16 protein-coding genes are annotated in these 13,684 nt (G+C 59.4%); 12 read left to right on the top strand and 4 right to left on the bottom strand.

Annotated elements, in window-relative coordinates; translation table 11 throughout:
- Positions 1-8 precede the first annotated feature (8 nt).
- Positions 9-914 carry an acetylglutamate kinase gene (gene argB / locus AC07W5_RS01415; protein ID WP_494990897.1) on the top strand — a complete coding sequence of 302 codons (906 nt, stop codon included), beginning with the start codon at positions 9-11 and terminating at the stop codon, positions 912-914.
- Between the two features lie 74 nt (positions 915-988).
- On the opposite strand, the gene pyrE is transcribed toward argB, so the two are convergent.
- Complete coding sequence (gene pyrE / locus AC07W5_RS01410) at positions 989-1,630, bottom strand: orotate phosphoribosyltransferase (protein WP_495022662.1); 642 nt, start codon at positions 1,628-1,630, stop codon at positions 989-991.
- An 81-nt stretch (positions 1,631-1,711) separates the two neighbouring features.
- Here pyrE and crc point away from each other — a divergent pair, with 81 nt between their 5' ends.
- Positions 1,712-2,491 carry a catabolite repression control protein Crc gene (gene crc, locus AC07W5_RS01405; RefSeq protein WP_003176915.1) on the top strand — a complete coding sequence of 260 codons (780 nt, stop codon included), beginning with the start codon at positions 1,712-1,714 and terminating at the stop codon, positions 2,489-2,491.
- A gap of 60 nt (positions 2,492-2,551) precedes the next feature.
- Here the strand turns inward: crc and AC07W5_RS01400 are convergent, their stop codons facing one another.
- Entirely contained in the window at positions 2,552-2,920 is a 369-nt protein-coding gene (locus AC07W5_RS01400; RefSeq protein WP_494990899.1) for a DUF4870 domain-containing protein, read from the bottom strand.
- Between the two features lie 29 nt (positions 2,921-2,949).
- Positions 2,950-3,672, bottom strand: coding sequence for a ribonuclease PH (gene rph, locus AC07W5_RS01395; RefSeq protein WP_494990900.1), 723 nt, complete (start codon positions 3,670-3,672; stop codon positions 2,950-2,952).
- Positions 3,673-3,952: 280 nt separating this feature from the next.
- Between rph and AC07W5_RS01390 the strand changes: the two genes are divergently transcribed.
- The 6 genes from AC07W5_RS01390 to AC07W5_RS01365 all read left to right on the top strand — a co-directional run bounded on the left by AC07W5_RS01390 (position 3,953) and on the right by AC07W5_RS01365 (position 9,252).
- Positions 3,953-4,816, top strand: a complete 864-nt coding sequence (locus tag AC07W5_RS01390; RefSeq protein ID WP_494990901.1) for a YicC/YloC family endoribonuclease — start codon at positions 3,953-3,955, stop codon at positions 4,814-4,816.
- Positions 4,817-4,828: 12 nt separating this feature from the next.
- Complete coding sequence (gene gmk / locus AC07W5_RS01385) at positions 4,829-5,449, top strand: guanylate kinase (RefSeq protein WP_494990902.1); 621 nt, start codon at positions 4,829-4,831, stop codon at positions 5,447-5,449.
- A gap of 166 nt (positions 5,450-5,615) precedes the next feature.
- Complete coding sequence (gene rpoZ, locus AC07W5_RS01380; protein WP_150640823.1) at positions 5,616-5,879, top strand: DNA-directed RNA polymerase subunit omega; 264 nt, start codon at positions 5,616-5,618, stop codon at positions 5,877-5,879.
- A gap of 57 nt (positions 5,880-5,936) precedes the next feature.
- The gene (gene spoT, locus AC07W5_RS01375) at positions 5,937-8,042 is read left to right on the top strand and encodes a bifunctional GTP diphosphokinase/guanosine-3',5'-bis pyrophosphate 3'-pyrophosphohydrolase (RefSeq protein WP_495022661.1); all 2,106 of its coding nucleotides are present in this window, start codon (positions 5,937-5,939) and stop codon (positions 8,040-8,042) included.
- 24 nt (positions 8,043-8,066) lie between these two features.
- Positions 8,067-8,447: a RidA family protein gene (locus tag AC07W5_RS01370; RefSeq protein WP_003229509.1), complete on the top strand. Its 381-nt coding sequence runs from the start codon at positions 8,067-8,069 to the stop codon at positions 8,445-8,447.
- 64 nt (positions 8,448-8,511) lie between these two features.
- The gene (locus AC07W5_RS01365) at positions 8,512-9,252 is read left to right on the top strand and encodes a putative periplasmic lipoprotein (RefSeq protein WP_495022660.1); all 741 of its coding nucleotides are present in this window, start codon (positions 8,512-8,514) and stop codon (positions 9,250-9,252) included.
- 52 nt (positions 9,253-9,304) lie between these two features.
- Here the strand turns inward: AC07W5_RS01365 and AC07W5_RS01360 are convergent, their stop codons facing one another.
- Positions 9,305-10,162, bottom strand: coding sequence for an SDR family oxidoreductase (locus AC07W5_RS01360; RefSeq protein WP_495022659.1), 858 nt, complete (start codon positions 10,160-10,162; stop codon positions 9,305-9,307).
- Between the two features lie 189 nt (positions 10,163-10,351).
- On the opposite strand from AC07W5_RS01360, the gene exbB reads away from it, so the two are divergent.
- From exbB to AC07W5_RS01340, 4 genes are all read left to right on the top strand, one after another.
- Positions 10,352-11,329, top strand: coding sequence for a tonB-system energizer ExbB (gene exbB / locus AC07W5_RS01355; protein ID WP_494990906.1), 978 nt, complete (start codon positions 10,352-10,354; stop codon positions 11,327-11,329).
- Positions 11,330-11,335: 6 nt separating this feature from the next.
- Positions 11,336-11,764: a TonB system transport protein ExbD gene (exbD, locus tag AC07W5_RS01350; RefSeq protein WP_494990907.1), complete on the top strand. Its 429-nt coding sequence runs from the start codon at positions 11,336-11,338 to the stop codon at positions 11,762-11,764.
- A complete protein-coding gene (locus tag AC07W5_RS01345) occupies positions 11,761-12,507 on the top strand; it encodes a TonB family protein (protein WP_494990908.1) in 747 nt (248 codons plus the stop codon). The genes exbD and AC07W5_RS01345 overlap by 4 nt, the downstream gene beginning before the upstream one ends.
- Positions 12,508-12,754: 247 nt before the next feature.
- Complete coding sequence (locus AC07W5_RS01340) at positions 12,755-13,675, top strand: hydrogen peroxide-inducible genes activator (protein ID WP_495010439.1); 921 nt, start codon at positions 12,755-12,757, stop codon at positions 13,673-13,675.
- Positions 13,676-13,684 lie beyond the last annotated feature (9 nt).

Below are 13,684 nucleotides of genomic sequence, written 5' to 3'. Positions count from 1 at the left end.
AGACCTGAATGACCCTCGAACGCGATGCCGCCGCCAATACCGCCAAGGTTCTATCCGAAGCGCTGCCTTACATTCGCCGCTACATCGGCAAGACGCTGGTGATCAAATACGGCGGCAATGCCATGGAAAGCGAAGAGCTGAAAACCGGCTTCGCCCGCGACATCGTGCTGATGAAGGCCGTAGGGATCAACCCGGTGGTCGTGCACGGTGGCGGTCCGCAAATCGGCGATCTGCTCAATCGCCTGTCGATCGAGAGCCACTTCATCGATGGTATGCGCGTCACGGATGCGCAGACCATGGACGTCGTGGAAATGGTCCTCGGCGGCCAGGTGAACAAAGACATCGTCAACCTGATCAACCGTCACGGCGGCAGTGCCATCGGCTTGACCGGCAAGGACGCGGAGCTGATTCGCGCGAAAAAGCTCACCGTCACCCGTCAAACACCTGAAATGACCACGCCGGAAATCATCGACATCGGCCACGTTGGCGAAGTGGTCGGAATCAACACCGACCTGCTGAACCTGTTGGTCAAAGGTGATTTCATCCCGGTCATCGCACCTATCGGTGTCGGTGCCAACGGCGAGTCATACAACATCAACGCCGACCTGGTGGCTGGCAAAGTGGCTGAAGCCCTCAAAGCCGAAAAGCTGATGCTGCTGACCAACATTGCCGGCTTGATGGACAAGCAAGGCAAGGTCCTGACGGGCCTGACCACCGAGCAGGTCAATGAGTTGATCGCTGACGGGACCATCTACGGCGGCATGCTGCCGAAGATCCGTTGCGCACTGGAGGCGGTGCAAGGCGGCGTCACGACCTCGCACATCATCGACGGTCGCGTACCTAACGCAGTGTTGCTGGAAATCTTCACCGACACCGGTGTGGGCACATTGATCAGCAATCGCAAGCGCCACTAAGCGATGCAAACAAAAGGCCCCGCTCAGCATGCTGAGGGGGGCCTTTTTTATTGCGGTTCAAACCCTGGCGAAGTTCAGATCCCGAACTGCGCGCGGTAGGCTTCCACCGCCGGCAGGTGCTGCTTGAGCTGCGGATCATCAGCCAGGAACTGCAGAACCTGGGTCAAGGACACAATGCTGACCACCGGAATGCCAAAGTCACGTTCGACCTCCTGAATCGCCGACAAATCACCGTTGCCACGCTCCTGGCGGTTCAGGGCAATCAATACACCGGCAGCCTTGGCGCCCTGGGCCTGGATGATTTGCATGACTTCACGGATGGCCGTGCCTGCAGTGATCACGTCGTCGATGATCAATACATCGCCAGCCAACGGCGCGCCGACCAGGCTGCCGCCTTCGCCGTGAGCTTTGGCTTCCTTGCGGTTGAAACACCAGGGCAGATCGAGCTGGTGGTGCTCAGCCAACGCCACAGCCGTCGTGGCCGCCAAAGGAATGCCTTTGTAGGCCGGACCGAACAGCACGTCGAAGGAAATACCGCTTTCGACAATGGCCGCCGCATAGAAACGGCCAAGCTGCGCCAGCGCCGAACCGCTGTTGAACAGGCCTGCATTGAAGAAGTAAGGACTGGTACGCCCGGACTTCAGGGTGAACTCACCGAAGCGCAAAACGCCGCGATCGATGGCAAAACGAATGAAATCGCGCTGATACGCCTGCATGAAAAAAGCCCCAATATCACGGATTTAGCTAATTAGGTAGACCTCGGGTATCATACACGCACGTGATTTTTGGGGCCATTTATGCGGATCATCAGTGTGAACGTCAATGGTATTCAGGCTGCAGTCGAGCGTGGTTTGCTCAGTTGGCTGCAAGCACAGAATGCCGACGTCATCTGCCTGCAGGACACCCGCGCCTCCGCCTTTGAACTGGACGACCCAGCCTTCCAACTGGATGGCTACTTCCTTTATGCCTGCGATGCCGAAGTCCCCGCCCAAGGTGGCGTGGCTTTGTATTCGCGGCTGCAACCGAAGGCTGTCATCAGCGGTCTTGGTTTCGAGACGGCAGACCGCTACGGGCGCTACCTGCAAGCCGATTTCGACAAGGTCAGCATCGCGACCTTGCTGCTTCCATCAGGGCAGAACGGCGATGAAGACTTGAACCAGAAGTTCAAGCTTATGGACGACTTCGCTCGTTACCTGGATAAACAGCGACGCAAACGTCGCGAGTACATTTATTGTGGCTCGCTCTACGTGGCGCAACAGAAGCTGGATATCAAAAACTGGCGCGACAGCCAGCAATCTCCTGGATTCCTGGCGCCTGAGCGGGCCTGGATGGACGAGATTGTCGGCAACATGGGTTATGTCGATGCCCTGCGTGAAGTCAGCCGCGAAGGCGATCAGTACAGCTGGTGGCCGGACAACGAACAGGCCGAGATGCTCAACCTGGGTTGGCGTTTCGACTACCAACTGCTGACTCCTGGCCTGCGTCGCTTCGTACGTAGCGCACGCCTGCCACGCCAGCCGCGCTTCTCGCAGCATGCGCCGCTGATTGTGGATTACGACTGGACGCTGACCATCTAAGCGTCTTTTCGCGGTACAAAAAAGCCGACAGCAATGTCGGCTTTTTTGTGGGCGTCAATTTTACTTGATCAGGCGCCAGGTGAAGGGATAGCGATACGGCACCCCGTCATTGGCCTTGATGCCGCCGATGATCGCCAGCACCAAGGCACCAATCGCTACCAGCCCGAACAGGAAAAACCCGATTATCACCGCCATCAACAAGAAGCAGATGGCCGATGCAATGGCGACGGTGATCTGAAAGTTCAGCGCCTCCTTGCCCTGCGCATCGATGAAGGGGTCCATCTCGCGCTTCAACTGCCAGAGAATCAGCGGCCCGATCAGCGTACCGAAAGGAATCCAGATCCCCAGCAAGGCGGAAAAGTGACAAAACATCGCCCATTGGCGAACCTCCCGGCTCGGCGTAGGCAGTGGAAGCTGCTCTTCACTCATGTCGCTCTCCTTGCTGGATGCCAGGGCAATCAGTCAGCCAGTGCAGCCTTTTGCAGTTCAAAAATGTCGTTCATGCCTTTGCTCGCCAAAGCCAGCATCGCGTTCAGCTCTTCAGGCTGGAACGGCGCACCTTCGGCAGTTCCCTGAACTTCAATGAAACCACCGGTGCTGGTCATCACGACGTTGAGATCCGTCTCGGCAGCCGAGTCTTCCAGATAGTCCAGATCGAGCACAGGCTCGCCTTGGTACATACCCACCGAAACTGCAGCGATCATTTGCTTGAGCGGGTCGCCACCTTTCAGGCCGCCACGCTTCTTGATCACTTTCAAGGCATCGATCAGCGCAACCATGGCGCCGGTAATCGACGCGGTGCGAGTGCCGCCATCGGCCTGGATCACATCGCAATCGACGAACAAGGTGACATCGCCCAGCTTGGACATGTCCAGAGCGGCGCGCAGGGAACGGCCGATCAAACGCTGGATCTCGAGCGTACGACCACCTTGTTTGCCACGGCTTGCCTCACGCTGGTTACGCTCACCCGTGGCACGCGGCAGCATGCCGTATTCAGCAGTCAACCAACCCTGACCCTGGCCCTTAAGGAAGCGCGGCACGCCATTTTCGACGCTGACCGTACAAATCACTTTGGTATCACCGAACTCGACCAGTACAGATCCCTCGGCGTGTTTGGTGTAGTTGCGGGTGATGCGGATCGAGCGGAGCTGATCGGCAGCGCGACCACTTGGACGTTTCATAGGGAAATACCTGTACGGGGACGGAAATCTGCCGAGCATTATAGAGCCCGGAGCGCCGAGTGGGCACTTCTAAAAAACCTGCGCCGCGACCGAAGGCTCTGGACAAGGGCCTGGCGCCGGACGGCGACGGCTTGCAGCCCTTTGTCACACGCGCAATTTGGGAGCATTCGCTGCACTGCGTTACAATCCTGCGCCTTTGCAGCCTGTCGGCTTTAATTTATCAATCAGGCCCGCTGAACCCATCGGGGTTTGTAGCAGGCCCGAATCGCGAGGTACCTCCATGGTGCATAGCATGACCGCCTTCGCCCGCGTCGAAAAAGCCGGCATTCAGGGCACGCTGAGCTGGGAGTTGCGCTCGGTCAACAGCCGCTACCTGGAGCCGCACCTGCGTCTGCCGGAGTCTTTTCGCGACCTCGAAGGTGCTGTGCGCGAAGCGCTGCGCCAGGGCTTGTCCCGCGGCAAACTCGAATGCACCCTGCGCTTCACCGAAGAAACCACCGGCAAGCCTTTACAGGTTGATCGTGAGCGCGCCGCACAATTGGTGGCTGCAGCCGAGACCGTGGCCAGCCTGATCAAACACCCCGCGGCCTTGAACCCGCTGGAAGTCCTGGCCTGGCCGGGCGTACTGGTGGCCGACGCGACCGACCCGCAAGCGCTGAACGCGCAAGCCCTGACGCTGTTCAACCAGGGCTTGAAAGAGCTCAAGAGCGGCCGCGAGCGCGAAGGCGCGGAGCTGGCCCGCCTGATCAACGATCGCTTGAGCTCCATAGAAGAAGACGTTGTGACCCTGCGTGAGCTGGTCCCGCAAATGCTCGCGACCCAGCGCCAGAGAGTCCTGGACCGTTTCGCCGACATGAAGGCCGAGCTGGATCCGCAGCGCCTGGAACAGGAGATGGTCATGCTCGCACAAAAGAGCGACGTGGCCGAAGAACTGGACCGGCTGAGCACCCACATCATTGAAGTTCGCCGCGTGCTCAAATCCGGTGGTGCCGCCGGTCGGCGCCTGGACTTCCTGATGCAAGAGCTCAACCGCGAAGCCAATACACTGGGCTCCAAAGCCTTCGACCCGCGCAGCACCCAAGCGGCGGTCAACCTCAAAGTGTTGATCGAGCAGATGCGCGAACAAGTGCAAAATATTGAGTAAGGCTACCCCGACATGACCCACAGCACCGGCACCCTCTACATCATTTCCGCCCCGTCTGGCGCGGGCAAGACCAGCCTGGTCAAGGCCCTGATCGACGCTCAGCCGCAAATTCGCGTTTCGGTTTCCCACACCACCCGCGCCATGCGCCCCGGTGAAGTCGACGGCGTGAACTACAACTTTGTCGACCGGGCCGAGTTCGTGCGGATGATCGAGCATGGTGATTTCCTGGAGCGCGCCGAAGTGTTCGGCAACCTCTACGGCACTTCGCAGAGCCATTTGCAGCAGACCCTGGATGAAGGTCACGACCTGATTCTGGAAATCGACTGGCAAGGGGCCGAGCAAGTGCGCAAGTTGATGCCCCAGGCTCGCTCGATCTTCATTCTGCCGCCGTCCCAGCAGGCCTTGCGCCAACGCCTGACCAATCGCGGCCAGGACAGCGACGAAATTATCGAAGGCCGGATGCGCGAAGCCGTCAGCGAGATGAGCCATTACCTCGATTACGACTTCCTGATCATTAACGATGACTTCGCCACTGCACTGGACGATCTGAAAGCTATCTTCCGCGCCAATCAGCTGCGCCAAAAGCCTCAACAACAGCGTTTCGGTAAATTACTCGCTGAACTGTTGGGCTAAAGACCTCTTCCCAAAAACGCTGCAAGGGCTTTACATTGGCACTTGTAGCGCGTTGGAGAGCTGGGCGGAAAATCAGCGCTTCCCTAAACGCTGGTGATTTTTTAAACTGTTGAGTCCGCTCGCCCATCCGGGCAGCGCGCATATTGCATTTGCTACGAGGAATACCATGGCCCGCGTAACCGTTGAAGACTGCCTAGATCACGTGGCTAACCGCTTTGAGCTGGTCATGCTCTCTACCAAACGTGCTCGTCAATTGGCGACCGGTGGCAAAGAGCCAAAGCTGGCCTGGGAAAACGACAAACCTACCGTAATGGCGTTGCGTGAAATCGCAGCAGGTTTGATGAGCTATGAAGTCATCGCTGAAGCTGAAATCGTTGAAGACGAACCGCTGTTCGCAGCGTTCGAGGACGAGTCCAACGAGGCCGTCTAAGCCTATGCCTGGTCGACGTAGCACGGCGCGGGGTCACAGCCATCGGCAGGAGTCATCATGCCGAGCATAGACGCCCTCGCCGATCGCTTATCGACCTATCTCGGCACGGACCAGGTCAACCTGGTTCGCCGAGCGTACTTTTATGCCGAACAAGCCCACGACGGCCAACGCCGGCGCAGTGGCGAAGCCTACGTCACGCACCCGTTAGCGGTCGCGAATATTCTTGCCGACATGCATATGGACCATCAAAGCCTGATGGCGGCCATGCTGCATGACGTGATCGAAGACACCGGTATTGCCAAGGAAGCGCTCTCGGCGCAGTTCGGTGAAACCGTGGCCGAACTGGTCGACGGGGTCAGCAAACTGACCCAGATGAACTTCGAGACCAAAGCCGAAGCCCAGGCCGAAAACTTCCAGAAAATGGCCATGGCCATGGCCCGCGATATTCGCGTGATCCTGGTCAAGCTGGCCGACCGCCTGCACAACATGCGAACCCTGGAAGTGCTGTCCGGCGAAAAACGCCGGCGGATCGCCAAGGAAACCCTGGAAATCTATGCGCCCATCGCCAACCGCCTGGGCATGCACAGCATCCGCATAGAGTTCGAAGACCTTGGCTTCAAGGCCATGCACCCGATGCGTTCCGCGCGGATCTACCAGGCAGTCAAACGCGCCCGGGGCAACCGCAAGGAAATCGTCAACAAGATCGAAGAGTCCCTCAGTCACTGCCTGGCCATCGACGGCATTCAGGGCGAGGTCAGCGGTCGGCAGAAACACCTCTACGGCATCTACACGAAGATGCGCGGCAAGCGTCGGGCCTTCAACGAGATCATGGACGTCTATGCGTTCCGCATCATCGTCGACAAGGTCGATACCTGCTATCGAGTGCTCGGCGCTGTACATAATTTGTACAAGCCGCTGCCGGGGCGTTTCAAGGATTACATCGCGATCCCCAAAGCCAACGGCTATCAGTCGCTGCATACCACCCTGTTCGGCATGCATGGCGTACCGATCGAGATCCAGATCCGCACCCGCGAAATGGAAGAGATGGCCAATAACGGCATTGCTGCCCATTGGCTGTATAAATCCAGCGGCGAGGAGCAACCGAAAGGTACTCACGCCCGTGCTCGCCAATGGGTCAAGGGCGTTCTGGAAATGCAGCAGCGCGCCGGCAACTCTCTCGAATTCATCGAAAGCGTGAAGATCGACCTGTTCCCGGACGAGGTCTATGTCTTCACGCCCAAAGGCCGGATCATGGAGCTGCCCAAAGGCTCCACGGCAGTCGACTTCGCTTACGCGGTACACACCGACGTTGGCAACAGCTGCATTGCCTGTCGGATCAACCGTCGCCTGGCGCCACTGTCCGAACCACTGCAAAGCGGCTCGACCGTGGAAATCGTCAGCGCACCGGGCGCCCGGCCAAACCCGGCCTGGCTCAACTTCGTGGTCACCGGCAAAGCCCGCACACACATTCGTCACGCCCTGAAACTGCAACGCCGCTCCGAGTCCATCAGCCTCGGCGAACGCCTGCTGAACAAGGTGCTCAACGGTTTCGACAGCTCGCTGGAAAAAATTCCGGCCGAGCGCATCCAGGTGATGCTCAACGAATACCGCCTTGAAGTGATCGAAGACCTGCTGGAAGACATCGGCCTGGGCAATCGCATGGCCTACGTCGTCGCCCGCCGCCTGCTCGGCGAAGGCGAACAGCTGCCGAGCCCGGAAGGCCCGCTGGCGATTCGCGGCACCGAAGGTCTGGTCCTCAGCTACGCCAAGTGCTGCACACCGATCCCTGGCGACCCGATTGTCGGCCATCTGTCCGCAGGCAAAGGGATGGTGGTGCACCTGGACAACTGCCGCAATATCAGCGAGATCCGCCATAACCCGGAAAAATGCATCCAGCTCTCCTGGGCCAAGGATGTCACCGGCGAATTCAACGTCGAACTGCGCGTCGAGCTGGAACACCAGCGCGGCCTGATTGCCCTGCTGGCCAGCAGCGTCAACGCGGCCGATGGCAATATCGAAAAAATCAGCATGGACGAACGCGATGGTCGCATCAGCGTGGTCCAACTGGTGGTCAGCGTGCACGACCGTGTGCATCTGGCCCGCGTGATCAAGAAACTGCGCGCCCTGACCGGGGTCACCCGCATCACCCGCATGCGTGCGTAACCAGCCCATTACAAGGAGTCATACATGACCAAGACTGTTATCACCAGCGACAAGGCACCTGCCGCCATCGGTACATACTCCCAGGCGATCAAGGCTGGCAACACCGTCTACATGTCCGGTCAAATTCCTCTGGACCCGAAAACCATGGAGCTGGTCGAAGGCTTCGAAGCCCAGACCGTTCAGGTTTTCGAGAACCTCAAGGCCGTGGCTGAAGCCGCTGGTGGTTCGTTCAAGGACATCGTCAAACTGAACATCTTCCTCACCGACCTGAGCCACTTCGCCAAGGTCAACGAGATCATGGGCAAATACTTCGACCAACCTTACCCTGCCCGCGCCGCCATCGGTGTCGCCGCACTGCCAAAAGGCTCGCAGGTCGAGATGGATGCCATTCTGGTCATCGAATAACTGCCAGCACATATCCTGGCGCAGCCGCCACGCTGCGCCAATTCCGTTTTGAAAGGATTCCGTCATGCGCAAAGCGCTTGCCCTCTCGCTGCTCGCCATATTCCTCGGCGGCTGTGCCAGCAATCCCGCCGACCGCGACATCAGTGGCACCTGGATCAACCAGGTAGCAATCGATGCTGCTGCCAAAGGCGGCCCCTTGCGTGAAGCCCTCCAGGCCAACGGTCCAAACCTGGAATGGGACATCAATACCAAAGCCGGTCAGGCGAGATTTACCAACGGTTTCGAGAATGTCGAAGGCAAGCTGCTGGGTGAGAAATCCGGCGCCTGGAAGATCGATTTCTATGGCGGCTCCTCCAGCGAACTCAGTCGCGACGGCAAACAGCTGCAGCAAGTGGCAAACGACTCAGAACCGGAACAGGTTTTCAATCGAGCGCAAGACACGGTTCCCGAAGGCGCACCGATTGGCGCCAGCTTCGAGCGAGCCCTGTACTCCGCTTATATGGGCGGCAGCTGGAAAGTCGTCAGCGGCCCGGGCGAAGGCAGCACCGTTCAGTTCCAGGCCGATGGCCGGGTTGAAGGCCTGCCAGGCACTGATCGTTACGCGCTGTGCCTGGCCGGTGATTGTGCGTCCATGAGCGGCGGCCATGACAACATCTGGCTGCAGCAAGGCGGCCAGGGCAACCCATGGATTTTTACTCGCAAAGGCAAACAACTGGAGATCTTCCAGGTGGTCAATGCGTCTCAAGCCGATGAAGTACCATCACTCTCTCCTGGTAACCGGCAGTGGTTACTGGAAAAACAGTGACCCCGCAATAAAGGAGCCCATGGGCTCCTTTTTCTTTGCCTTGAAGGTTGAGTCAACGACTGCCCTCGAGAATCGCCGTATACCCTTCACGAAAGCTTGGATAACGCGGCACCCAACCCAGCGCCCGCGCCCGCGCGTTGCTACACCGCTTGCTGCCGGCCCGACGGACACTGGCGTCGGCCGCCCATTCGGTGACACCCAGATACTCGTGTAACCAGTCGACCACTTCCGCGAGCGGCGCAGGTGCATCGTCGACACCGATGTAGCAGTCCTGCAGCGCCTCACCTCGACGATCCGCCTGTAGCAGGAACGCCAGCAGACCGGCAGCATCGTCGACATGAATCCGGTTGCCATACAGCGGCGGATCGATGACTACACGATAACCCTGGCGTACTTGAGTCAACAGCCGCTCACGGCCCGGACCATAGATACCCGTCAGACGCACCAGGCTTGCCGGTATGCCACTGTGCAAAGCCACCTGCTCGGCTTCCAGCATCAAACGTCCGGAGTAACCGCCGGCTTCGGTCGGCGAACTTTCGTCAACCCATTCGCCCGCCTGCTGGCCATACACGCTGCTGCTGGAGACAAACAGCAGGCGCTTTGGCTGCTGACCATGCTGCTTCAACCAGCTCAATACATGCTGCAAACCTTCGACATAGGCCGCGCGATAGCCGGCTTCATCGTGTTCGGTGGCCGCGGCGCAATACACCAGGTAATCCAGCTTTTCAGTCGGCCAGGCGGCCGGACACTGCTCACTGAACAGATCACCCGCCACTCCCACGACACCGCTTGGCAGGCGCGAAATGTTCCGTCGCAACCCATGAACCAACCAGTTCCCGGCCAGTAGCTGGGTGGCCAAACGGCTGCCGACATCACCGCAGCCGGCGATCAAAACAGAAGGGGTGGACATCACAAAACTCCTATCGGAAAGACCCAGCCTAGCGTCGGCAATGGACGAGCGGCTGGTAATCCAAGAAAAAAAAGATACTCTATTACTTTTGTTAACGAGAATTAATTGCGATAATTGCCGCCCATTTGTTCTCGGCCCTGCGAGGCCTGGAAGGACATTTACTCTTTTTCCCTCTTAGGTCCGGCCAGCATGACAAGCAATCAACTCCCCGCTTCGCCAACCACGCTTCCTAGCCCATCGCGCGCCTGGCGCATGGTAGCAGCGCTGCTGTTCAGCCTGCTGCTGGCACCAACCGCCGCGTTCGCCGATGAGCCTGTGCCTGCCACCGGACCTGCCGCTCACGGCAGCGCTGACCATGCCGCTGCAGTCGCGACCCCGGTCGTCAGCGACCCGGCTCTGGCTGCTCAAGGCGCACCTCTCCAAAATCAGCCTGAAGTACTCGAGGCCGATAACACCCTGGGCATGGCCCACGACCTGTCGCCTTGGGGCATGTACCAGAACGCCGACATTATCGTGAAAATCGTGATGATCGGTCTCGCCATCGCCTCGATCATCACCTGGACCATCTGGATCGCCAAGGGCTTTGAGCTGCTCGGCGCCAAGCGTCGTCTGCGTGGTGAAATCGCCAGCCTGAAAAAAGCCACCACCCTTAAAGAAGCCAGCTCGACTGCCACCAAGGAAGGTACCCTCGCCAACCTGCTGGTCCACGACGCTCTGGAAGAAATGCGCCTGTCGGCCAACAGCCGTGAAAAAGAAGGCATCAAGGAACGCGTCAGCTTCCGTCTCGAGCGTCTGGTTGCCGCATGCGGCCGCAACATGAGCAGCGGCACCGGCGTACTGGCAACCATCGGTTCCACCGCGCCCTTCGTCGGCCTGTTCGGTACCGTGTGGGGCATCATGAACAGCTTCATCGGCATCGCCAAGACCCAGACCACCAACCTCGCTGTCGTGGCTCCCGGCATTGCCGAAGCCTTGCTGGCGACCGCACTGGGTCTGGTTGCGGCGATCCCGGCGGTGGTGATCTACAACGTCTTCGCCCGCTCCATCGCCGGTTACAAGGCGCAGGTTTCCGATGCCTCGGCAGAAGTCCTGCTGCTGGTCAGCCGCGACCTCGACCACCTGCCGCCCGAGCGCGTCTCGCAACCGCACATGGTGAAAGTGGGGTAATCAGCCATGGGCCTGCATTTAAAAGAAGGCGCTGACGACGATCTCGCCGAGAATCACGAAATCAACGTCACGCCGTTTATCGACGTAATGCTGGTGCTGCTGATCATCTTCATGGTGGCAGCACCGCTGGCGACTGTAGACATTAAAGTCGACCTGCCCGCCTCGACCGCCAAACCGGCGCCGCGGCCAGAGAAGCCGGTGTTCCTCAGCGTCAAGGCCGATCAACGGCTGTTCCTCGGTGAAGACCAAGTGAAGGCTGAAAGCCTTGGCGCGACCCTTGATGCCAAGACTCACGGCAAGAAGGACACGACGATCTTCTTCCAGGCCGATAAAGGCGTGGACTACGGCGACTTGATGAGTGTGATGGATGCCTTGCGGGCAGCCGGTTACCTGAAAGTCGGCCTGGTCGGACTTGAGACGGCAGCCAAGAAATGATCACGACGCGCCAAAAGCTGACGCGTTACAGCGGTAGCCTGGCAGTGGTGCTGGGCGTCCACGCGGTCGCGATTCTCCTCGCGCTCAACTGGTCGTCGGCACAGCCGGTCGAACTGCCGCCGATGGCAATGATGGTCGAGCTGGCGCCGGTTCCGGCACCGCCTCCACCGGCACCGCCCAAAGTCGTGACGCCGCCGCAACCACCTGCACCGGTGGAAGAACTCCCGTTGCCAAAACTCGCGGAGGCGCCGAAGCCGACCATCTCCGTGCCCAAGCAGGTCAAACCCAAGCCAAAGCCGCAACCGCCCAAGCCTGAGAAGACACCGGAGCCGCCAAAGGAAAAGCCTCCCGAGGAAAAACCTGACGACACGCCGCCCACGCCTGCGCAGACGGACAAGTCCGCGCAGCCGGCACCCGGCCCTACTGCGGCGCAGAATGCCGCCAAAGCCAGCTGGCAAAACACGCTGTTGGCGCACTTGCAAAAGTACAAGAAGTACCCGCCCGCAGCTCAAGCGCGCGGCAAGGAAGGGATGAACCGTTTGCGCTTCGTGGTCGACGCCGAAGGTAATGTGCTGTCGTTCGAACTGGCCGGTCTCTCCGGCAACGCCGATCTCGATCGGGCGACACTGGAAATGATTCGCCGCGCCCAGCCGCTGCCTAAACCGCCAGCCGAAATGCTGACCAACGGCTCGATCGAAATCGTTGCGCCATTCGTTTACAACATCGAAAAACGTCGCCGCTGACTTCGGTTGGCGCGAATGCCGGACACAAAACCTGTGGCGAGGGGGCAAGCCCCCTCGCCACAGGTGCGACGTTCGCCAATGTCCTTCGCTGGCTGGCACTCCCCCAAAAGGCACCGAAAGGTGCCTTTTGCATTTCCGACACCGGCAAACATGCATTGCCCTGTGTCGCTCTCCGCCCTCAGTCTGATAACGTGCGTCTATCGATTGCAGCCGGTATGCTTGGCTCGCAACCTCATGGACGCCCGCTATGACTCTCACAGAATTACGCTACATCGTTACCCTCGCCCAAGAGCAGCACTTCGGCCACGCGGCCGAGCGTTGCCATGTCAGTCAGCCGACCTTGTCGGTAGGCGTGAAGAAGCTTGAAGACGAACTCGGTGTGCTGATTTTCGAGCGCAGCAAAAGCGCGGTGCGCCTGACGCCTGTCGGCGAGGGCATCGTCGCCCAGGCCCAGAAGGTTCTTGAGCAAGCCCAAGGTATTCGTGAGCTGGCCCAGGCCGGTAAAAACCAGCTGACCGCTCCGCTGAAAGTCGGCGCGATCTACACGGTCGGTCCGTACCTGTTCCCGCACCTGATTCCACAACTGCACCGGGTCGCCCCGCAGATGCCGTTGTACATCGAAGAAAACTTCACCCATGTACTGCGCGACAAACTGCGCAATGGCGAGCTGGACGCGATCATCATCGCCCTGCCGTTCAACGAGGCTGACGTACTGACCCTGCAGCTCTACGATGAGCCGTTCTACGTACTGATGCCCAGCGCGCACCCATGGATCCAAAAGAAAACCATCGACGCCAACATGCTCAACGACAAGAGCCTGCTGCTGCTCGGCGAAGGGCACTGCTTCCGCGATCAGGTACTCGAGGCCTGCCCGACTTTGGGCAAGGGCACCGACGGCACCAAGCACACCACGGTTGAATCCAGCTCCCTGGAAACCATTCGGCACATGGTCGCTTCCGGCCTGGGTATCTCGATCCTGCCGCTCTCGGCGGTGAACAGCCATCACTACGCCCCTGGCGTGATCGAAGTCCGTCCGATGACGCCACCCGTGCCGTTCCGTACGGTGGCGATTGCCTGGCGCGCCAGCTTCCCACGGCCAAAAGCGATTGAAATCCTCGCTGACTCGATCCGCCTGTGCTCGGTGGCCAAGCCGCCAGCGGCGAGCTAAGACACCGCG

This window comes from Pseudomonas sp. GW821-FHT01E05, assembly GCF_059422425.1.
This window is presented reverse-complemented; position numbering and strand designations above follow the sequence as displayed.